Source organism: Ethanoligenens harbinense YUAN-3, assembly GCF_000178115.2.
Taxonomy (GTDB): domain Bacteria; phylum Bacillota; class Clostridia; order Oscillospirales; family Ethanoligenentaceae; genus Ethanoligenens; species Ethanoligenens harbinense.
Window position 1 is genome coordinate 1,358,438 of record NC_014828.1, and the last position, 22,459, is coordinate 1,380,896.

Genomic DNA, 22,459 nt, shown 5'->3' on the forward strand with positions numbered 1-22,459 from the left:
AGTGTACCATATTGCATCCCTTTCCGCTGCAAACCTACATTTTTTGACCGGCGTTTTTCTTCATTTTATCACTGGCGCTGACACCCGTTTCAGCGAGGAAAACTTCTCCGAAAACATTAAAGCTGCTTTGCTGAAAATAGCGAGGATTATTGTTGCGGAAGAAATCAATCACAACATCGGCGGTATCCACCCAAGATATGATGGCGGCAGACTGACTGCTTCATGGCAGGTTGGCAATCTGCTCCAGGCGTTGTATTTCTCAATTTTCTACATGAGAGCAGGAGTCGAAATTTACAAGGAGTGCGAAAATCCGAACTGCAAACGTGATAAATTCTTCCTCGTGGAAGCTACCCGGACCAACAAGAAATACTGTTGCAAACAATGTTCTAACGCTGCTGCAGCACAACGCCACCGCAACAGACAGCTTGAAAAATAGGCAAAAAATAAGGCCCCACCTCATTCAAAAGGTAGAACCTTTTCGCTTATAACAGATTATTTAGAAGTTCCGCTTTCATTCGTTCCATTGTTTCCAGAAAATGCTTGTTATCAAGTTCGCATTCCCAGACTACAACCACATTCCATCCGAGGGCTTGCAGTTTTTCTTTATTTTTTCTGTCATTGGCAACATTCCGCGCGAACTTCTTATTCCAGAAATCAGTTCTGGTTTTCGGCGTGGTTGCGTTTTTGCAGCCTGGATGCCTGTGCCAAAAGCACCCGTGCACAAATATCACCGTTTTATACTTCGGCAGGACGATGTCCGGTGTTCCGGGAAGTTTTCGGACATTCTTTCTGAAACGGAAACCTTCATGAAACAGCCACTGCCTTACCTTGATTTCGATTTCCGTATCTTTACCCCGTATTCTGGACATATTCCAGCTTCTTTTTTCTTTTGAAATTCTGTCCGCCATTATGTTACCGGCTCCGGGACCGGATCTCGGGAGTTGACTTTCTCAATGCATTCAGCAAGTTCCTGTTTCTGCTGTTCGGAAGTACCGATATAGTTGTACATGAGATATCTCGTATCGACAACGATTCCCTGGATACGCTCATAGTTTTCCCTATTGCCGCGCCAGTCTCCGACCGCTTCTCCGATGTTACCCATATTTCCGTTGATCATGAACAGATTGTTGGCCTTGTTGTATGGCATTATGAAAGCATTATACAATCTTTCGTTCGGAAGTTCTTTTGTCCGCTTTATATATTCTCCGTATGTAATCTGTTTGTTAATATCAGAGCCGTTCGGCAGATGTTCCGGATTCGCACTCCATCCATACTTGTAGAGTTTGGCATCAAGCACATAATATTTGTCACTGTAGACCATGATCGTATCTGGCTGCAGAGGCCTTTTTTCGTGGACCCTGCCATAATCGAGCAGCCATCTGGTTCGCGGGAAATACTGCTCTTTATCCTCAACACCGAACGCCTTATCGATCATTCGCTCCCACACTGTATCAAAGAAGTCCGTACCGAAGAAATACTGCTTGTCTGAACTCCTTTTATCGATATATACAAGCATATCTCTCATAGCTGTGAACAATCCCTGTTCCACGTCATTATGTGTGGCCGCAAGTTTTTTATTAAGGATATAGATCGATTCTTTCGTGCTCGGATGTGGTCCGGGATTATCCGGCATAAAGGGGACATAAAGCCATCCCATCTTATCAAAGGCTTCGTAAACACAATACCTGTGTATCTGGGTAATTTGCTTGTTGGAATTCGGTGTAACAGAGCGGATTGTCATATTAGTGAATACCAGAGAACCGTTTTTCTGTATCAGAGCTCTCTGCTCCCTTACGGTACGTGGCCAGTTTGCACTGCCCTTTGTATCTGTTCTGTACTGAGGGTCGGTTTCAACATAGTAACGCCCGGTCCGCAGAAAATCTCTGATAATTTTTAAATATGAATGCATTGGGAAATCGACAGTCCTCGGTGCCTCAAACTTGGAAGCCTCGATTACCCGGTCCTCTTTCATAAAAGCAGCCAGAACACTAAGCAGATTGTTGATATCGATACGGAGATCATCGTCATCGTCCGGCAGCTGATAGCCGATAGGGAAATAGATGATGGCATCTTCAGTATCCGCCTTGACGCCAACAAAACTGTCACCATCCTCATTGGTATTCACATGACAGCGTTCCCGGATATTTTTTCCCAAATCCATCATTTATCACCTCCTAGTGCTATACAGCCACATTACTGCTGTTGTGCAGAATATAGCGTATCGCGCACTGTCTGCTTGAAAATTTTGAACCGGTCCTTCCCTTTATTATAAACAAACATCCGGATAACCTGTTCCAGACTCTTGACAATGTCGGTATCGAACAGTGCTTCAGGATTAAACTTGAATGCATCATCCCACAGGTACTTTATGACTTTTTCCGGGAACATTCTGTTATGCATCAATGCTTCACGGATTTCAGCAAGTCGAATCTTTTCATCATCATTTATTGTTTCAAGAAGCTCTTTTCCAAGAAGTGCATTATATTCAGTGAGCAGAGTGGCGTTGCCTTCTGCAGGAATCGCTCTCTCATCAAAAGTAAGGTCACCTTCATGGACAAAATAAACCCCGAGGCGTTTGTCTTCAGCAGATGCCATTTTAGACTTGTTTCCGATAATGATTGTATTAACTGTTTCACAGAACCTCTTCCAGGTCACTCCGGTATCAAGTATCAAAGCATTGGCAAGAGAAGATCTGACATTATCAAAATTGTTTTCGATTAGTCTCATACGCCATCTGCGCTGGAACGCCGTATCAAGTGTAAACACATTCTGGTCAGAGGTGTTCATCGTACCTATGATGGAAAGATTTGATGGAATGCGAACCTTATGAGTAGGGCCTTTGTATATGTAGTCAGCCATATGCTTATGTGTTATACCATACTCACTCGTTCCGACCGGATAGCCATCATCTCCGTCATGCATTTCAACTTTTCTGTCAAGGAGCTGGAATATTTCTCCGAAGATAGCCGGTGCGTTGCCGCGGTTGACTTCTTCTATGATGAGAATATATTCTTTCGTCGGATTTATATACGCATCTCGAAGAATCGTTGTAAAAGGCCCGGGTGTAAATTCGTAAGTAACCTGTTTGTCTTTATCTACAACAGGCAATATCTGTCCAACAAAATCTGCATTAGTATAATCAGGATGGAAAACCAAGCGTTCCACTAAACACCCAGGTTTGCAGTACTCATGTTCAATAGTCCAGCTCTTGCCGGAACCAGGAACACCATAGAGAAGAATATTGGTTCCACCTGCTTTTCTCTCGACAGTATCATAGTTCACCGTCAGCCTGCCAAACATAAAAACCGTACTGTCATTGGAAGCATTTGCAGAAAGATACATATTCTTTCCGCTGCCAAGGTTCACATCTTTTTTTACTCCGAAAGCTTCGTACGACGATTCAGATTTCCGCTTTACAATTACAAGATAATCATCTACATTCAACTGCTCACGCAAAGGCATCAGGTCATCACCGTAGCAGATTTGCAGTGTAGGATTCCCATTCCCTTGACCATCATCGTTAAGGATTCTCCTTCGAATCTGAATAGAGTCCGGTCTCCAAGAATCCGTTGTGCCTCGTGCAGCACCGCTCAACTGCTCGACATTCCTAATATTGATACGGGCTGGAATCGAAATCCTCCAGCTTTTGAAAGAAGAGTTCAATGTCAAAGTCGGAAAAAAGTCTTCCGTTTTTTTGGAGCCCTCTACTGACTCTCGTTCACTTGTCAATTGTATCTGTGTGGCGTGGCTTGCTCTCCGTGCTTTATTCAAGCTGTCTGTATTTTTTAGCTGGATGATGAGCAACCCGACGGCGTCATCCCAAGAAAACGAACCGTCCTCGACATAAGAAAGTGCACTTTTCAAGTCAGAGCGATAACGCTCAAACTCATCCGCCATATTCGCTGTGACATCGTTCGGCATAATACAATCCTCCCCGTTTGTAATCACAAATAACTGTTCAAAAAATGTTCTATAACTGCCTGAGCAAGATTAACCGGAAGCGCATTACCTATAAGTTTATACTGCGTAGAATAGGCAAGCTTGAGGTTCTTTGCTATCTCTGCATATTTGTCAGGGAATCCTTGCAATCGGAATCCCTCTAATGGAGTAATCCTGCGTATAGGTTCCGTGTCCAAATTCACGCTTGGACGCACATACGGATCAGTACCGGCAATGTATGCTTCGCTAAAGTAATTATCCTGGTTTGCTCTATGCCATTTCGCCATTGTTGCAGTCAACGGTCTCGCTATTGCATTATCAATATTCACATCACCTTCCCAGTTTGAAGGCTTAGTGAGAATCGTTCTTCGTGACCCCTGCGGTATGTAGTGTTTTGGATCGACTGCTCCTTTTTCAAGAAGATGCCACGTTGTAGGATATTTCGCGGTTTTTAAATCTACCACAGGCGGTTCTGAGATTCCTTTTGGCTCTGTCAGGTCCTTTCTGATTCCGCAGAAGAAGATACGGTTTCTCTTCTGTGGCAATCCGTAATCAGATGCCAACAAATTCCACGTGTGCAGAATATACCCGTTTCCGATCTCACAGAGAGCCTTTTTCATTTCATCAAGAAGGCTCCCGTTCTGTATGGTGTGAATTTTCTGAACATTCTCCAGGACAAAATATTTCGGCTTATAGTAATCAAGCATATCAAGGATATAAAAGAACAATTGTCCCCTTGGATCGTCAAAGCCCTTGCGATAGCCCACATTAGAAAACGACTGGCATGGAAATCCTGCAAACAGAATATCAAAGTCTGACACCATTATTCCGTTCGGATTTTTTTTAGTCTTGATATCTTTTACATCCTGTATCTTTTGAGTCCCCTCCGAAGAGCAGGCTACGTCGTAGAACTTCTGTGCGCTCTTATCAATCTCACAGTAGGCTACATGGCGAAATTCATATTTATTACTTTTTATTTGTTGTACGCCATAATAAAAACCTCCTATGCCCGCAAAACAGTCGAAAAATCTAATTACTTCCTTCATGCTCTGTATATCCTCTCCAGCACTTGTTTAAGTCCGCTGGCCAACACTCTCGCCATAAGCGGACTGACTGCATTTCCGATTTGTCTGTACCATTCATTTGGGGAACCAAGGAAAAGGTAATCATCTGGAAAACCCTGAACTCTTGCTGCTTCTCGTGGTGACAGACCTCTTGCTTGGTACGGATGAATGTACATATTGCAGTCATAATACATATGTGCCGTTATCGCTTTACATGGTTCCTCTGCAAGCAACTTGTCAAATTTGTCACGAAAAATATCTGCACGACTTTTATATGGGTTAATCTCTTGAATACTTTCTGCATCTGATTTTTCTCCCGGTCTTAAAAGCTGAAATATCTGTATATCGCGGTCATTATTGTATTTGCTCCTATGATTCAACAAGGGGACTCTGATAGGTAGTCCCTGATTAACCAGCCGTGCATATTCAGAGTCAGCGTCATGAAATCCTGCAACCGTATATCCCCACACCGCATTTTCACTATATGTGCTATTTTTCATTGTTTTCGCTTCCAAGGCGGGCAAATCACATATTGCATCCCACAACGAGAGTGTTGTCCCCCTCATATGTCTCTGCAACTCATCCTTGAATAATTGATACAGTTCTCCAGAGATTCTCTGGTGTTCTTTTTTGATGCCCAGGATGAATGCCCTCTTCCTGTTTTGAGGGAAACCGAAATCTTTCGTGTTAAACACGAGCGGTTCACAGGCAATATAGCCCACTTTGCTAAAGTCCCGCTTGATTTTGCTGTACAACTGTAGTATACCTTCGACATTCTCCAAGAGAAATATGTCCGGTTTTGCTTGGCCTACTGAATGAACATAAAATCTGTAAAGCTCGTTTCGTTCATCATTTTCCTTTTTATGTTTATTGACCACGCTAAATCCTTGACATGGAGGGCCCCCCACAACTACTGGAACATGAGGAAATATATCCTGGTTCACTATTTCACGGATGTCTTCGTGAATAATACTTCCATCCGTAAGCCATGGCCTGTTAAATCTATATGTCAAAACAGCCGACTGATCCTTATCAACAGCAGCCACAGGCCTAAATCCTTCTTGCTCCAAGCCTACGGATAGTCCGCCTGCACCGCAGAACAAGTCAATGAAATCGTACTGAAAGTCTGCGAGATCAGGATTGCCGAACTTCACTCTATAGTAATCAAGCAGCTGACGCTGAATCTCATCCTTGTCAACTGATCTGTCAATTATTTTGATTTTTGAAAAAACGCTGTTTAGCTGATCAACGATGAATGTATCGTTATTTATTGCTGTAATATTTTGCTTCAGCATATTCTTACTTCGTTCCTCTCAGTCATATTGCACTCTTGCCGCTATTCACCCAATCATCCAGTTCGGAACGCTTGAACTTCCAGAGCCGCCCTATCTGATGCGCAGGAAGATCTTCCTTCTGTTTTATCCATTTCCGCAGAGTTACTGGTTTGATGTTCAAGTATTCTGCAGCGTCCTCAAGGCTGATATAGTTATCATCTGTTCTTTCGCTCATGTACGTTCACCTCTTCAAGTCGCTAAAGGCATAAACCCACAAAATAAATTATAGCTCTTTGCTACATGTAAGTCAATGTTTTTTGATATACATCGATACGAAATGGTATTAAATAGCACTTTGAAAACATGGTTGCAGAGTATTCTTGTTATCTCTTTGCGGAGTGCCGCCGAAGCATACTTTTTCATGACAAGTGGGTTGATAACACTGACAAACAGCCCTGCTTGTTTGAGACTGGTCAACAGTGGTGGTCTCGGAGAGAGCAAAAGTCCTCAACCAAATCTTTTAACGTTTCCTCACACTATTTAATCTCTGAGGGTTTAATTCCCCGCCGCTTGCGGCGTTAAATAAAAGGGTATAAAATTGGTATAACAAAAAACGAGAAGAGGGAAGAGATGAGTGAGTATATTCATAAATCTCACAATGTCTCAGTGCTGATGTACCATTTTGTATGCCCCGCTAAATATCGCAGAGCGATATTTAGCGAAGAAGTTACCAAAACACTCGTAGAAGTGTGCGGAGGAATAAGCGAACGATTTGAGATGTACTTTGTTGAAATAGGTACAGATAAAAATCATGTGCATTTTCTAATACAATCAGTACCCAAGTACAGCCCGACGAAAATAATCACAACAGTGAAAAGTATAACAGCACGAGAAATATTTTCTAAACATCCGGAAGTAAAAAAACAATTATGGGGTGGAGAATTATGGACGGATGGATATTTTGTGAATACGGTAAGCAAATTTGGCAGTGAAGAAGTAATAAAAAGATACTTGCAGAATCAGGGTAAGACAGAGGAGTATAAACAACTTTACAAAGTTGAAACAATAGAACAACTCACGTTGTTTTAGCAAGGGTAGGGTTAGCATTGGATACCCCGCCGCTTGCGGCGGGGTGATTCATTTATTCCTCATAGCTGCTTTCCTTGCAGGGTAAGTCGGCAAACGGGCCTCCCGTCCCAACTGACCGGCAAGCGACAACTGATTATATAGAAAAAGAGCTTCCGGAGATTGATGAAATCCTCGGAAGCCCTTTATTTCAAGCCTTTTTCGGCACATCGCTGCCGGGTAAGGCTTTTTCTGTTTGTATCAAAGACGGTAAGAACATAGACCCTGCGTGTGGAAGCGTAACATTTTTCGAAGCCTTTTCTGATTATAATGGAAATAGCGACCATTTTAGCCTATAATAAATTTCAAGAAGGTAAAAAAGAGGTGGATTATCGTGGCGATCATAGCTTGTCCCGAATGCGGTAACCGAAGATGATGTTACGCCGAACGATGACTTTAACATTGGCGGTAACAGAATCAGCTTGAAAACGCTCGACTTGAATCGAGACTGGAGTACCATAACGGAACAGTTGGATAATCTGTGCGAATAGCTGGCAAAAAGCATTTTGGCTCCATAGGAGGGTATTCTATGCCAACAACGATGTTAAAAATAGATGAGGCAATTCAGGAAAGCAATAAAATTATTTGCCGCCAGATTAGTCGTCTGGGTGAATCTACTAGGGGCGAGGTTTCACAGGAAGTCTTAGAATCGCTAAGGCATTTTGTGGAGCATATCCTTCTTAAAGTTTATGCCAATGGCGATGATATAGAGGATACGCAGGAAAATGTTAAGGCGGCGGTCAAACACGCAAAGAGTAACTCTAATTTGAAACATTTGTCGCGGTTTCACCATTTTCTGCAGGTGTCTGTCTCTCATCGTGCTTTAAAAGAGCAGAATGCCGAACGGCTAATGCTGAAATATTATGAGTATCTGTTGCGGATTAGGAATTTCTTGCACGATCGTTATTCCCTTGACGTGCTTGCTAACCTTGAGCAGTTCCCATTGGAAACAGACGAGAGTCTAACAGAGTATTATAAGAAAATCGCTGAAAAGGTTAGTGAATACAATACTCCGATACACGGCGAGTTCCGTTATGACCGCTTTTACGTGCAGAAAATCAAGCCGTTTTTTGTTGACGGTAAAATATATTATGAGGTAGCTTTTGTTCCAGCAAATGACAATGCGAGCAAAACTGATCGTATTATCGCTTTTACCGATATAGAGGTAACGAGCTTTTATGCCGTAAAGTTTGCCATTGCCAACAACAACATAGAAATCCTCGGCAAACATATGCCCATCCGCATTATTGTGGACTGGGAAGTAAACATTCGGCCTTGCGAACTAAAAAACTTCACGGCAATTATTGAAAGGATGCCCAGAGAGTATGGTAAAGCTGAACAACGCGAACTTAGCCGATATCTAACTGAAACCGGGCTTAGCCTATCGGAAATTGTTATGTTTTCTGATGAGGCATTTGCGGCAGTTCGTGACCGTATTGTGCCTAAAACAGAAGCCACGCACTTCTTTGATTGCCTAGAAACTTGCAGAAATCTTATAAAGCGGGAAGCAGCCGGTAGCAATATACTGCGATATTTACTTCACCATATGACAAACCGTGTTCTCAAAGCCCAGTTCCATATAACATATACACAAATGCAAGAAATTCGTGGCTGCCATCTTTTGAGCGGACTTTATCTTGATTATAAATGCATTCCGTTCGATGAAATGCCGTTTTGCTCGGGTTTGAAAAGCCATGTTCCGAGCCTTTCGGATTTGTTTGAATGCCTTGATGCAAACGGTCGTGAGCACGAGATTTTAGCGTGGCTTATAAAAAACAATACTGAACAGCAAGATATGCTTTTTACTCCGCTTGAAAAAAATGAAGACGGGAAATATAAACTCGGCAATTTTGACGATGTTGCTGCTCTCGTAAAAACGTATAATGAAAAACTTTACGATTCGCCAAAGCAGCAACTTCGTAAAATGATAATTAAGTACGACCATGTTTTTATTAACAGCTACAAGGAGGATACGGTATCAATCATTAAGACGATTAAAGGGCTTACCAAAAGCGGTATTGACAACTACGCTAATTTGGTAAGCTACTGGATGCAAACTACCAGTCAAGTGAACAGCGAAGAGAAAAAGCAAGCCTTGCTCGGAATGTTTACCGACTCAAAAGCGGCTCTTGTTTATGGTTCGGCTGGAACAGGCAAGTCGTACTTGATTAACCATATCTCGCATTTATTTGCTGATAAATCAAGACTGTACTTAGCACAAACAAACCCCGCCGTAAATAATATGAGGCGAAAAGTTACAGCTTCAGCGGATAGCACTTTTATGACAATATCGAAATTTACGAACCCATATTACAAAGGAAAAACCGAGTTTGACATTCTTATAATTGACGAGTGTAGTACGGTAAACAACCATGATATGAGAACTATTCTCAGTCAAGCGAATTTCGAGTTGCTTGTTTTAGTCGGCGATACATATCAGATAGAGGCTATTGAGTTTGGCAACTGGTTTGATGCTGTGCGTAGTTTCTTGCCGGAAGCCTCTGTATGCGAGCTAACGAAGCCTTACAGAAGTGATAGCCCCGCTTTATTAAAACTTTGGAGCGATGTCCGAAAAATGGAAGATGATATTTTTGAACTCTTGCAAACATATAGCTACTCGGCAAATTTAGATGCGACAATTTTCACTCCCGCTGCTGAAAATGAGATAATCCTATGCCTTAACTACGGTGGTCTGTATGGCATAAACAACATCAATCATTTTCTGCAAGAAAGCAATAATGGTAAGGAAATATGGTGGGGCGTTCAGCGTTATAAGGTGGGCGACCCGATTCTATTCAATGACTCGGCGGATAAGTTTTTTACACGAATTGATGACCAAGTTCCTGTTATTCATAACAATATGAAAGGTCGCATTATTGATTTTGAAGTGCTAAACGAGGGAAAATCAAACGAAAGTAGCCAATTCGATATTGAGATTGACAGACCTCTTATTGAAATGGATGCAAAAATATGGACTTCACGATTGTAAGGAATGCAGCCAACGGGAATTCTGTCATACGCTTTGCCGTAAACAAAAACAAAAGCACCGATGAAGACGATGACGGCGTTTCAAAAACACTCGTACCGTTCCAAATTGCTTACGCCGTATCTATTCACAAGGCACAGGGCTTGGAGTACGACTCTGTCAAAGTTATCATAACCGATGAGATTGACGAATTGATAACTCACAGCATTTTTTACACCGCAATAACCCGTGCAAGAAAATCGCTGAAAATATACTGGACGCAATCTGTCGAAAAGAAAGTGCTTGAACGGATAGAACCGAAGGATAATGAAAAAGATGTGGCACTGCTAAAGCTAGAAATAATATGACCGCACGTCAAAAAATTCTCGCTTTCTGCCTTACTTTTTCCGCCGCCTACGACGACTTCCCGCAAACTGAAAAACGATAAAACACTTACCTGATATTAATCTGATGCTATCGTTCTAATCAGTGAGTGGAGACAGGTCGGGCATATACCCCACGATTACCTCCATAAATGCCACGAATACCCTATAAATTACACGATTACTTGAAGCACACAGGCTTAAAACCCAAAAAAGGCAAACAGTCGCTGCGGAAATTACTCCACGGCGGCTGTGCTTTATGTGCTGATAACGGCTGAAAAGCCTTTATTTCAAGGGATTTTTAGCAAAAAAGAAGCACCACTATTCTATCAAAATAGTGGTGCTTCTATGGCGGAGGCGGAGAGATTCGAACTCTCGGACCCGATAAAGGGCTTACCGCATTTCGAGTCGTTGGAAGCGAGTGCTCACGGGTGCCTTTGGGGTGCTTTTTGGTGCGCTGAAAACTGCCACAAACGTTGTATTTATGCGGGTTCACGGGCAACATCCCTGATGCGGACAGGGTTTGGAGAAAAGGGTGCCGAAAGCACGTTTCCGGGATAATTGTTAGCAAACTGTGAGCGGTTACCCTGTTTACTCAGTGTAGTCTTCATCGTAGCAACACGCATCAACAGCTAAATGAGCCAAGATCGCAATATGTCGAAAAGTAATTACGGATTGTCCGTAATTTTATTACGGAATTTGTTGACTTAATGCTTTGCCGTGGGTATAATAACGGTAAAGGATGGTGGCACCATGTTAAAACTGTTTGAGGTCACAGGGTTTAAAAATTTTGAGAATACCATTCGGTTGAATTTTTCCGACGTCCGTGATTATAAATTCAACAATTCCTGCATCACTAACAGCCTGCTCAGTAAGACCATTGTTTACGGCAAAAACTCTGTCGGCAAGTCTAATTTGGGCTTGGCTCTTTTTGATATCGTCTCACACCTGACGACAAACAATGTGACGCCGGGCTTGTATGATTATTATCTGAATGTCAACAACAAGGCCGGATATGCAGAATTTCATTATGTGTTTACGTTCGATAGCGGTGAGGTTGATTACCGCTATCGTAAAAATGATAAGCAGACTCTTGTTTATGAATCCGTTGCCATTGACGGCAGGCGCCTTTTTACTTACGATTACGGAGACAAACGCGGCGATCTGACCGGTCTCGAGGCATTGACCACAACATTGAATCTTTCCTTCCGCGGCACTGATTCCATTCTGAAATATGCTATCGCTAATTCTGCACTCTCGAACGATCATCCGCTTTATCAAATGCAGCATTTTGTGTCTCATATGCTATGGTTCCGCAGCCTGGATGAAAACCGTTATATCGGTTACAAGGCAGACAGTAAGGATTATTATGACTTCATTTTTCAGGGTGATATGCTCAAAGAGCTGGAGGCTTTTCTGCACAACGCGGGGATTAAAGAAAATTTAGTTGCGAAGAAAGACGCCGACGGGAGTAAACGCCTGTATTTCGATACCAGAAAACCACTGCCGTTTTTTAAGGTGGCATCCAGCGGCACCAAAGCGCTTTATACATTTTTCTATTGGTACAAGACTTCTGTCGATGTTTCTCTGATGTTCATTGATGAGTTTGACGCGTTCTATCATTATGAATTGGCCGAAACGCTTGTTGAGCTTTTGGAGCATATGCCCGGTTTCCAGACCATCCTCACTTCCCATAATACGAACCTGCTTTCCAATCGTATCATGCGTCCGGACTGCTACTTCATTCTGACCGGAGAAAATCTTACTTCATTTGCCAATGCCACCGATCGGGAGCTTCGGGAGGGTCACAATCTGGAGAAGCTCTATATGAGCGGTGAATTCAATGGCTGAGGAGAAACGGAAGATTCTCGTGCTGGTCGAGGGCGCGAAAACAGATGTCGCTTTGATGGAGCGGCTGCTATCTGTTTATCAGATTGATATCAAATATGAGATCGTTTCCTATTGTACGAATATCTACACACTTTATCATGAAATGTTTGAGGACAACGATCCCGCTGATATTGACTTGCTCCAACTGCTGAAGTCGCGTGAACCTGATCCGACAAAAAAGGCGCTGTTTGACGAATTCTACTCTGATATCCTTCTGATCTTTGATCTTGATCCGCACGATCCCGGCTTCACATCGGAAAAGATCCGTGACATGGCAAAATACTTTGTGGAATCGTCCGATATGGGAAAGCTATACATCAATTATCCGATGGTGGAGGCATTCTATCACATGGCGTCCATACCCGACCCGGATTTTGATTCTTACTATGCTTCTCTTGACGAGCTGCTCGCCGGAGAATATAAGGCCCGTGTCAATCGGGAGAACCGGAATCACGATTATCGTAAGTTTGCCGCAACAAAGGAAGAATGCAATATTGTAATCGAGCAGAATATTAGCAAGTCGTGGCGGCTTGTCGCCAGCAATCCGGGAGAAGATCTGCTTCCGGCACAAGTCGAGATGCTCACCGCACAGCTAAATTCTATCCAGAGCGACAGGCGCGTTGCCGTGCTCAGCACCTGCGCATTTTTCATTCCGGAGTACAATCCTAAATTGATACGCTGAATTTATGCCGTTGAATTAAGAAAAAACCTTGTCGATTTATATATTTATTTCTGAACAGAGAAAAAACTTTTACTTTTGTGAAGTTTTGAAGCATATCTCAAATTTTCATATCAATAGAGAACATATAAAATTCGGACGGCTGGTTGCTGAATTTATGATTCTAACACATTCGATGACGAGAATGGTTAGAATGTGTTAGAATCTGTGTTAGAATGTCTGAAGTTCGAGAAACCCGAATTACTGTCGGCACAAAAGTATGGGAATAGGTTCCTTTCTGTGATTCTGCCTTCGTCCAGCGCCTTGTGAGAAGGATCGTATCCGGTTGCGGCAGCGTATTCTCGATCTTGTTGTACACGCTCTCAATGAAATAGACGAGAAAAGGCATCAACGTTCATCAGCCCGCTTATCTTTACATTTTCCTCAGCCAGCGTCAGTATAATGGAAAATAGGCAGCCTGACGAGGGTAAAATATAAAATCATGTGATCATTTGGAACCATCTGGGAGGAAGGTTCCTTTTTTATTTGCGGAGGTGCAGAATGAAGATATCCAGCCGGAGCAGCAAGGCACCGTTCGTGATGGTGGATAAGGCCGTACTGATGGACGAAACGCTTTCCGTTTACGACAAAGCGGTCTACTGCATTCTTTGCGCCTATGCCGACAAAGACAGCCGGAGCTGTTTCCCATCTTATCAGACCATCGCACGCAAAGCTGGATGCTCGCGTCGCAAGGCAATTTCCGTCGTAGCCCATCTGGAAGAACTCAGCCTAATCGAGAAAAAAGAACAGCGCAATTCAATCGGAGACAGTACCAGTAATCTGTACACGGTTAAGCCGATGAATGTGCCGGCGGAACAGAGCGATGAAGACAATGCACTAACTGATGAACAACAGGATTTGCCAAGTGAATATGAGATACCCGCACAATGCTTGTTCAAACAAAAACAGTTAGATGGCTCACAAGGTTAACTACCAAAATAAACAAATATAAGCTATAAATTACCTAAGCACGGTTCCAAACTGTTGAGAAACTTGTCCGATTATCCCTCAAAAATGAATCCGGTTGCACGATAAAACGAGACCTCTTGAAACCGAAAATTTGAAACCGCTAAAAACGACGAGATTCGATAACTTGCAGTGCAGAAGCCTGTCTATATCATTCAATCAGTTGCATGTACACATTTTTCACTTTTTTTTCGAGGCAGTTTGATTCTTTACTTGACTGGCGGCAGACACAGAGCGTTAATAGGTAAAATCCTATGAAGGAGGTCTGCCCCTTGACCGATGACCAAAAACGTATGATCGCACAGATGATTAAATCAGGTTTAAATCATAGAGAAATCGCGGAGTCCTTGAATCTAAAGAGAAACACGATAAATACCTATTGTTGGCGGCAAGGATTACATCCAATTAAAAAGCCAAAACCACCGGTTGAGCTCAATCAACCTAAGAAAAAACCGGGAAGGCCTCCCAAACCAAAGCCTGCACCCAAGCCTAGGCCATTTTATGAATTTTGTCTGACATGCAACAAACCTCTGGTTCAAGGTAAACTCGGGCCGGGTAAAAAGTTCTGCGGCAAAAAATGCAGAAACGATTGGTGGAACAGTCATCCTAAAATGATAACCGGCACCTGTTCGTACTGCGGAAAATCGTTTACAACGAAAAACCGCAAACAGCGATATTGCTCAAAAACGTGTTTTATGCAGCGTTTTTCCGAGGATCAAGCCCGAAAGGCTGAAAGAAGGAGCGAGGAATTGCAGGAAAAGCAAATGCACGAAGTCTGCGGAACACAGAATCATTTCTATTTCATGCTCAATGCCGCCATGCGATACGCGCTGGGCAGAAAATCTTATGATGTCGGCCTGGTTGCTGGTTTTATAAAAGATAATCTCTCGGTGTTCAATGAAAAATGGCTGGTCAACAGCATCAACGACATACAGTTGTATCTCGATGACAGGGAAAACGGTAATGTGGATGATGATGACTGCGATCATCAGATATGGCTGAATCTACTCGAGACCGTGCGCGAAGAATATAAGAGTCGGGATTTTCCGAAACCCTCGCGTTACAATATGGTGGACAAGGCTTGGCTGGAGGAGTGAGATGGTAGCAAATTACTGCAACACCTGAAGAATTAACGCCTATGCCGACCGCTCTCCGCCGCCTTGAAGTTATAGACCGGCTTGATTTTTGCTATAATTTCTGCCGTGGGTTCAATTTGCGCGATTATCTCATCCATAGGCTTATAGGCCATAGGAGATTCGTCCAGCGTGTCAGGCACGACACAAGTTGAATAAACACCGTTCATTTCTGTCTGGTACTGCTCCATCGTCAGTTCATGGAAAGCTTTACTGCGACTCATTAAGCGTCCTGCTCCATGCGGTGCGGAAAAGTTCCAATCCGGGTTGCCTTTGCCAAGGCAGATTAAGCTTCCATCACGCATATTGATTGGGATCAAAAGTTTTTCATCCGCTCTTGCCGAAACGGAGCCTTTGCGAAGAATCATGGAGTCGGTGTCAATATAGTTGTGAATCGTAGTAAATTCCTCCGCAGCAGAAAGGCGAAGCCCAACAAGAATCGTGTCTACCATCGCTTTGCGGTTCAATACAGCAAAACGTTGGATGATTTTCATATCGTGTATGTAATCATCAAATAGGGAGCCCTCCACATAAGCGAGATCTTTCGGAACCGGAATTGCGGTTTGCTCTTTCAAAGACCTTATGGTACTTTGGATTTCTTTTTCTCTGCCTTGAGCTTTCAACCCGGCGATCACTTCTTCTAATTGAAACTGAGCGTTGCCGCATAAAGCGTTATAACCTTCCTGCTGATAATATTCTGCAACTTCACAACCCAAATGACGGCTACCGGAGTGTACCACAAGGTATAATTCTCCGTTATCGCCTTTATCCACCTCGATGAAATGGTTGCCTCCTCCGAGAGTACCAATGCTTTTGTACGCACGGTCAATATTGACATGACGGGCACACCGAAGCTCACGCAGGTCAATTTCATCCGCCAGTTTGTGAGTGCGCATACGCACCTCGACTCCAGCGGGAATGTGTTTATGAATGCATTTATCCAAACGCTCGAAGTCAATTTCGTTCGTGTCTAACAGCACGGTTTCCATGCCGCACCCGATATCAACCCCCACCATGCCGGGGACAATTTTGTCGGTGATGGTCATCGTGGTGCCGATTGTACAGCCTTTACCGGCGTGAACGTCCGGCATAATACGAATTTTGCAGTCAGCAAACGCTTCTTGATCGCAGACAGATTTTATTTGATCAGCCGCCTTATCTTCCAACCGGGCAGTGTAGCAAACGGCGGTGTTGTGCAAGCCTTGTACGTTAATCATGGGATTCACCTTTGTTGATCGAATTTTGGGTTAGCTGATTAAGAAATTGCGATAATTCCGCCACCTCTGCTTTGGTCATAACAAGCTCGGTCAGATAGTATTCCTTGCCGCGCAGTGCTTTCCAGAGCCGTTTGAAATACGGCCTGATGCGTCCGGTCTGTTTGGCGTACCAACTGCTTTCAGTAAGCGACACAAAATATTGTTCGCCCTCATCATCACAATTCATTGCTTTCCAAAGCAGCCCCGAACCGCACCCGCAGTCGCAGGTTATAATAAGCTCGTTGTTTTCTTTGGTTGTGTATATCATAGTATTATCCTCATCGCAGCAAAAATAATAGTTCCTGCTGTGTCCGTCCTGGTATTCTGCCGGTTAAATTCCGAATGCTCGCTTTGATTTGCTCTATCTGCACTTCGTTTGGCAATATGTAGGAACGGTTATAGCCGCCGACCCATCTTACAAGAGCCGTCAAAGCGGATTCACTCATCATTTCTCCATCGGATTCCAAGACGTTGAGTATAAAGATAAGCCGTTGCCATTTACCCGCTGTCAGTAGTACGGAGAAACACTTTTGCCTGGTGTTTTCGCACAGCGTATTTTTGAATATTTCCATTACTCTTGCATAATCCGGAGCATTTGATTTACAAATAAGGTTACGCGCTGTCTTTACAATGCCGACCCGATTGTCGCCCAGAAGTTCCGTTATAAGCGGGGCATACATTTCACCGCCAAGACGCATCATTGCTATCATAGCGGCTCGAACGACCGATACCTGCTCTGAGTGCAAGTGCTTTTCAAGCATAACGGCATCTTCGTGTGTACCTGTTTCGCCTAACCCTAAGATTGCGGGAGCCATCTGATCGGACATATGGCTCCTATAAAACTCACGATAATCGAATGAACCGTTGCAACTGTTCAGGTAAAAGCGGGCATGCTCCCGGATTGCCGCATTTTTATCAAGCAGCAGACGTTTAGCAATTACTGGAGCATCGTTTCCTCTATGTTTGCAAATATACTGGAATGCTAATAGCCGATTTATCGGATATTTATCCTTCAAAAATTGTTCTGCTACTGTATCCAAAGTTTGATCGGCATCGATAAGACGCTGAAAGATACTTCCGCGTAGAAAAGGGTCGTGTTCCCGTTTCAAGCGCGCAAATGCCAAATCATATCTTAAGAATTCAGCATGGAAAAGTGTGTTTGTACAAATTCGGCGCGTTCTAAGATTTGCATCATTAAGACCGGTAATCAATTCGCTTTCATTTTCTTTTTCCGCAAGAGCAGAAAATATACGTTTTGAGCATTCTTCAGATTCCCGCGTTCTCATGCTGCGACTTAATTTATCCGCAAAGGGCAAGGCAGAAATCAGCTCACCGCTCACCAGATGGGATAGGCGATAGTTGACAGCCTGTTTGGCGGCTGATCTTACCTGCGGTACCCAGTCATTTTGACGCAGGATGGCGAAGGAAAGCGTATTGTCATAGTATTGCATCGCTTGCAATGCACGTTCCCGAATAAAACCATTCGGATTAAAAGAAGCAAAAACCGCAACAGCACGTCGTTCTTGCTCATTCATTTCGGGGGTAAAGAAACTGTCCATCGTGTATTTGCGCCAATCAATGCTCCATTCCATCGATGAGGTCTGACGCATTTGCTCATCCACGCGCACTAGTTCGTCAAAGTTCATTGTGTCAAGCGCTCCGCAAAGCGCCTTTGAAGCAACTGCTTTGGCCCTTTCACTGTTTTCGGTAAAAACGCAGAAAATCCAAGGAATAGCGCTGAAATCTCCGGATTTCAGCGCCGATAGGTACTCCGGCAGTCGTGCGGAAAACCAACCGGTGTTTTTATTCCAAAACAACAGTCATCACCTCGTAAAAAACGGTTACGCCTTTATCCCTGTGTATCGCTCGTTGTTAAGCGCATCCAGCATGAACGACATCGGCGACATATTGCCGGATTCGATCATCGAAAAGACGCGGGGGGAGGCGCCGGAAACCAGTAGCACGCCCTGCTCATTGCTCGTTACCGGCTGCTGCTCGTTTCGGCTTTGCACATTCCAAAAGACCACGGTAGGCAGTCGGTAACCGTGCGCAGCATAAGCTTTTTTTGCGTATGTAAAATTCGATATCTCCGCATTCGTTGTGCAGAAGTCAAATTCCATATCGGAAATGATGTAAAGCGTCGCGGGCAGTTCGCTTTGCGGGAGCCTGTTTTTTACCGCCGTTCGCAGAATCAGGTCAAATACCTTTTGGATGTTGGTATTCGCGATCTCGTTAAACGACATGCAGTATTTCACTTTCTCAAAAATGTCCCTGCCCTTGATCTCCACAAGACGGGGATTTTCGGAAAAGGTGATAAAATGCCCCGCAAAGCCGCCACGGCCATGCTCGGCAAAATAAATGCCCAGCGACAGAGCAACCTCGGCGGGCTTGGGGTCACCACAGCTGTACATGGAACCGGAGCCATCGATGACAGCCAGCGCATTTTCGCCGTTTGTGAAATCCTCAAGGGCATTCCATGTCGCATCCATGCTTTTACGCTCACCGTCGGTCATGCTGCCCGAGAGAATCGGGCGGATGATATCATACGGATAGAGCGTGCCAGTGTGAAGTGTTGCTTTACCGTTCGCCACACGGCTTAAAAATTCTTTGTAGCGTTCACCATCATTACGCAGAAATGCCTTGCGGTATTTCATCATCGCTTTGGACGGCTGCCTTTCATAATCAAAGGTGTAGTCTTTTTTGCGCAGATTATTCTCAATCAGCTTGATTTTTGCGCGAAGCTTTGTCAGCGTGCGGCGGTAATCCGCCTCTGTCATTCCAAGAGCTTTTGCCAGCAGCTTGCCGCAGCGCACCGCTTCCGCGCTGTGTGCATTGACAGAAGGGAGCCACTTGCCGAGCAGAGAAACGGTGCCGTCGCCGTCAAACGCCCGGATGTCAGAATCAAGCTGTGTCTTTATGTAAGAAATTACGTCCTGCCGCAGGGGAGAATCAAGCAAAACGAGCAGATCGTCATACCGGCCATATTCCGGCACCGCCCACAGATTTTTCAGTACCGACGCGGGCATATCATTTGCCATGTGGCGAAGAATCAAACGGAATACCTTCCGCTCACCCAATCCCCCGCGAATATCGCGCGCAAAGAACAGGGTTTTAACCGCGAGGTCGGCGTTCTCGGCATAGGCGCGGGCAAAGCGTTTAATAACCTCTTCGTCCGGTTCATTGCGAAGCGCACCGATGGTAGCAAACAGGTCAAGGCAGTCGGAACTGGTGGTCGCGTAGGTAGCTGCGCCGTTTTCGGTCAAGGCCGTGTTTGCCTGTTTCTTTAAAAAGTTCAGCATGATTTTCATCCCTTCTGGAAGCAAGGCGCGGGAGGCCTTGCGGTCTCCATAACGTGACAGGTTATTCTTGAACTGCTGTACGCGCCTTTATGATTTGCTAACAAGATGCCGTCTTTTGCCGAGGCCTTGCGGCCGGGGGCCGGATTTGAACCGGCATTAACCATTTTCATTCTTGCTGTTGGCATCTTTAAATACAAAGCGCATTCGAATGTCGAAATCCGATAAACCAGATTGTCTGCTGTCTGCGCTTTACGAGTATTATATTAGCAAATAAAGGAGTAAAAATCATGGAAAAAAAGTTGCGAACTTAATCCATCATAAATTCTTTCTGGCGAAAGAGACGTTCTTGTATCAGATTGATAAAGCTTTCCGGCGCGGTCACGCGAATCATCGGCCCAAAGGACAAAATGCGGATCAGCAGCTCGGTTTCATCCTGCGGTTCGTACCAAAGGGTAACAGTATAGTGCCGCTCATCCAGCCGTCGGGTTTCTTTTCGGCAATCGGAAAAGTGCAGCATCACCCTTTCCAGCGCGTTGCGTTCATCCGTCAGATCAAAGATGACGGAGGCATCCTTTTGTCTCGGAGGAATACACTCGCCATCAGCGTACTCCCCCAGCAGCTCACATTGGGTGATGCGTGCAAGGTTGATGGTACGGCTGTGCCAAGCGCCGGATGTGATCAATCGGAATTTATCGTCCTTGCCGGAGTATTCCAGTCTGAAAGGAACAAACACGCCGGAAACACGCCTGTCTATTCGGCTGCTGTGGCTGATTTTCAGCTTGCGTTTTTCCCGCAAAGCCTGCAGAACGGTATGAAAGTTCTGAATATAGTTCGCATCTGTATAAGGGTCGCCGTCCGCGTAGCGGTCAAAGTAGACGACATCGTTATAAGAAAACAACGGTTCCACATCATCAAGTCCGGTTTCGTCCGGCTGAAAAAGCGCAATACGAGGATCGGAAAGCAGCGTTTTCAGCCACCGCTTTTCAAGCGTTGTCAGCGGCATTTGCGGCGGTTGCTTCATGGGTGTTTGTCCCTTTCTATTCATCAGGAGCCATTCTTCATTTTTAAGCGCCGGAAGAACGGTGAGAACACTCTCGGAAAACGCTTTTTCCCGGATAAGCTCCGACATGCGCTGATCTGTTATATCGCACTGTATCGCCTCGCGCAAAATGGCTGCAACAGCGTTAAAATAAGTGCTGTAGACCTCGCTAAACAGCATTACCTTCTCCTCCGTTTCCTTTATACAAATCGGTCATCGCCGCAAGGTCGCGGTGGAATCGCTCTTCAACGGCACGATTGGAGCAGGTCAGAGACTGGATTCTGCCAATAAAAGTCCGCACCCAAGGCAGCATTTCCTGCGCATCGTATACATCAGCAGCATACCGCCAGCATGTGGCGTTGATTTGCGTGACGGAGCCGCAGCGTTTTTCACGTTCCACTCGCTTTGCGATATAATCCTCATCCGCGCCGATTTTGAGCGTCATTTCAATGTGTTCTGTCTGTTCATTCTGCCCGGTTGACACGCCCCAAAGATGTTTTTGAAATTCGGTGAACCGCGCCGAGTCTACGCTATAATCCTCTGTGATCGTAAGAGGCTTTACGGTTTTGATGGAATCCAGCCGAAGGAAGAAAAAACGTTTACCGTGAATTCCGCAGCAAGCCGCATACTGACGCCCGCTCTGTGTGCTGATATAAATTTTAAGCGGTAGCACGGTTCGCCGCTTATTGGGGTAGAGCTCAAGCTCAATACAGCGATGATTGTGGATGGCGGTAAGCAAATCCAACATGACACCGCTGTCTGGCGCAAAAAGCAGATAGTTATGCTTGAATGTATAATATTCTGGTAGCGCATCGAATTTATCCCGCAAATAGGAACCGATCACGCCAAGCGGATCTGTCTCGGCAAAAAAGCAAACTGCATCGCGCCATATCCCATAGTCGACAGCATCGTAGGGTAACCGATAGGCAAGTTGCTTGCCTTGCTTTTCGGCGGCGATCAGCCCCAGATCCACATATTCTTTCAGTTTTTTGCGAATGGTAGACTCATCGATTGGATCGGCGTGCTCGAAAAGCGGCAGATAATCGCGATCGATCATATCCATAATTCCTGTAAGCGATATTAATTTATCCGGCGACAGAATATCCATCAGCCAAAAATGCAGCGTGATATCATTTTTGGTGAAGCTTTTGGCTTTCCACGCCTGATAGAGTGGGTTATGCGGAACACGGCGGCTGTCAACGGAGATAAACATATTCTTTCCGTTTGCATCCTGATGAAAGGACATATATTCACAGAGCCAGCTCTCTATCCGGCGACGCTCGTTGTCATAGCTCCGCGCACTCTTAATGCCGACTTCTTCGCGGCTTTTAAATCCGTAAACAAAAAACTCCCGCATGTAATCACGAATGCGGGAGAAATTTTTGACAAGTTCGTTATACGGCATGCG

At 44.5% G+C, this 22,459-nt stretch carries 20 protein-coding genes; 8 read left to right on the plus strand and 12 right to left on the minus strand.

The features are described 5' to 3' along the window. Position 1: 1 nt before the first annotated feature. A complete protein-coding gene (locus ETHHA_RS06280; RefSeq protein WP_041686729.1) occupies positions 2–436 on the plus strand; it encodes a hypothetical protein in 435 nt (144 codons plus the stop codon). 46 nt (positions 437–482) lie between these two features. On the opposite strand, the gene ETHHA_RS06285 is transcribed toward ETHHA_RS06280, so the two are convergent. Genes ETHHA_RS06285 through ETHHA_RS06310 form a run of 6 tightly spaced genes read right to left on the minus strand, consistent with a single transcriptional unit; the run spans position 483 to position 6,512 of the window. Beyond that, positions 483–908 (minus strand): very short patch repair endonuclease, encoded by a 426-nt coding sequence (locus ETHHA_RS06285; protein ID WP_013485145.1) that lies wholly within the window; start codon positions 906–908, stop codon positions 483–485. Next, positions 908–2,164, minus strand: coding sequence for an LlaJI family restriction endonuclease (locus tag ETHHA_RS06290; protein WP_013485146.1), 1,257 nt, complete (start codon positions 2,162–2,164; stop codon positions 908–910). Before ETHHA_RS06290 ends, ETHHA_RS06285 begins: the two co-directional genes overlap by 1 nt. Before the next feature lie 29 nt (positions 2,165–2,193). Next, entirely contained in the window at positions 2,194–3,921 is a 1,728-nt protein-coding gene (locus ETHHA_RS06295) for an AAA family ATPase (RefSeq protein WP_013485147.1), read from the minus strand. A 23-nt stretch (positions 3,922–3,944) separates the two neighbouring features. Beyond that, complete coding sequence (locus ETHHA_RS06300; protein ID WP_013485148.1) at positions 3,945–4,985, minus strand: DNA cytosine methyltransferase; 1,041 nt, start codon at positions 4,983–4,985, stop codon at positions 3,945–3,947. Further along, positions 4,982–6,298 (minus strand): DNA cytosine methyltransferase, encoded by a 1,317-nt coding sequence (locus ETHHA_RS06305; protein ID WP_013485149.1) that lies wholly within the window; start codon positions 6,296–6,298, stop codon positions 4,982–4,984. The genes ETHHA_RS06300 and ETHHA_RS06305 overlap by 4 nt, the downstream gene beginning before the upstream one ends. 22 nt (positions 6,299–6,320) lie before the next feature. Next, positions 6,321–6,512, minus strand: a complete 192-nt coding sequence (locus tag ETHHA_RS06310; RefSeq protein ID WP_013485150.1) for a helix-turn-helix domain-containing protein — start codon at positions 6,510–6,512, stop codon at positions 6,321–6,323. 395 nt (positions 6,513–6,907) lie between these two features. On the opposite strand from ETHHA_RS06310, the gene tnpA reads away from it, so the two are divergent. The 7 genes from tnpA to ETHHA_RS15515 all read left to right on the plus strand — a co-directional run bounded on the left by tnpA (position 6,908) and on the right by ETHHA_RS15515 (position 15,421). After that, positions 6,908–7,366: an IS200/IS605-like element ISEha1 family transposase gene (gene tnpA, locus ETHHA_RS06315; protein ID WP_013485043.1), complete on the plus strand. Its 459-nt coding sequence runs from the start codon at positions 6,908–6,910 to the stop codon at positions 7,364–7,366. 565 nt (positions 7,367–7,931) lie between these two features. Beyond that, a complete protein-coding gene (locus tag ETHHA_RS06320) occupies positions 7,932–10,391 on the plus strand; it encodes an AAA family ATPase (RefSeq protein WP_198009337.1) in 2,460 nt (819 codons plus the stop codon). Beyond that, positions 10,373–10,735 (plus strand): ATP-binding domain-containing protein, encoded by a 363-nt coding sequence (locus ETHHA_RS15840; RefSeq protein WP_198009338.1) that lies wholly within the window; start codon positions 10,373–10,375, stop codon positions 10,733–10,735. The genes ETHHA_RS06320 and ETHHA_RS15840 overlap by 19 nt, the downstream gene beginning before the upstream one ends. 768 nt (positions 10,736–11,503) lie before the next feature. Next, complete coding sequence (locus ETHHA_RS06325) at positions 11,504–12,601, plus strand: ATP-binding protein (protein ID WP_013485151.1); 1,098 nt, start codon at positions 11,504–11,506, stop codon at positions 12,599–12,601. Continuing rightward, a complete protein-coding gene (locus ETHHA_RS06330) occupies positions 12,594–13,322 on the plus strand; it encodes a hypothetical protein (protein WP_013485152.1) in 729 nt (242 codons plus the stop codon). The genes ETHHA_RS06325 and ETHHA_RS06330 overlap by 8 nt, the downstream gene beginning before the upstream one ends. 537 nt (positions 13,323–13,859) lie before the next feature. Next, positions 13,860–14,288: a helix-turn-helix domain-containing protein gene (locus ETHHA_RS06335; RefSeq protein WP_013485153.1), complete on the plus strand. Its 429-nt coding sequence runs from the start codon at positions 13,860–13,862 to the stop codon at positions 14,286–14,288. Positions 14,289–14,596: 308 nt separating this feature from the next. Then, positions 14,597–15,421 carry a helix-turn-helix domain-containing protein gene (locus tag ETHHA_RS15515; RefSeq protein WP_137143863.1) on the plus strand — a complete coding sequence of 275 codons (825 nt, stop codon included), beginning with the start codon at positions 14,597–14,599 and terminating at the stop codon, positions 15,419–15,421. Between the two features lie 32 nt (positions 15,422–15,453). Here ETHHA_RS15515 and ETHHA_RS06345 read toward each other — a convergent pair whose 3' ends face one another. The 6 genes from ETHHA_RS06345 to ETHHA_RS06370 all read right to left on the minus strand — a co-directional run bounded on the left by ETHHA_RS06345 (position 15,454) and on the right by ETHHA_RS06370 (position 22,456). Next, a complete protein-coding gene (locus ETHHA_RS06345) occupies positions 15,454–16,674 on the minus strand; it encodes an RtcB family protein (RefSeq protein WP_013485155.1) in 1,221 nt (406 codons plus the stop codon). Continuing rightward, positions 16,667–16,981, minus strand: coding sequence for a hypothetical protein (locus ETHHA_RS06350; protein WP_013485156.1), 315 nt, complete (start codon positions 16,979–16,981; stop codon positions 16,667–16,669). Before ETHHA_RS06350 ends, ETHHA_RS06345 begins: the two co-directional genes overlap by 8 nt. A 10-nt stretch (positions 16,982–16,991) precedes the next feature. Next, positions 16,992–18,530: a HEAT repeat domain-containing protein gene (locus tag ETHHA_RS14535; protein ID WP_013485157.1), complete on the minus strand. Its 1,539-nt coding sequence runs from the start codon at positions 18,528–18,530 to the stop codon at positions 16,992–16,994. 24 nt (positions 18,531–18,554) lie between these two features. After that, positions 18,555–20,012, minus strand: coding sequence for a DUF2828 family protein (locus tag ETHHA_RS06360; RefSeq protein ID WP_013485158.1), 1,458 nt, complete (start codon positions 20,010–20,012; stop codon positions 18,555–18,557). Positions 20,013–20,319: 307 nt separating this feature from the next. Further along, the gene (locus ETHHA_RS06365; RefSeq protein WP_013485159.1) at positions 20,320–21,231 is read right to left on the minus strand and encodes a WYL domain-containing protein; all 912 of its coding nucleotides are present in this window, start codon (positions 21,229–21,231) and stop codon (positions 20,320–20,322) included. Beyond that, positions 21,221–22,456 (minus strand): WYL domain-containing protein, encoded by a 1,236-nt coding sequence (locus tag ETHHA_RS06370; protein ID WP_013485160.1) that lies wholly within the window; start codon positions 22,454–22,456, stop codon positions 21,221–21,223. Before ETHHA_RS06370 ends, ETHHA_RS06365 begins: the two co-directional genes overlap by 11 nt. Between the last annotated feature and the right edge of the window lie 3 nt (positions 22,457–22,459).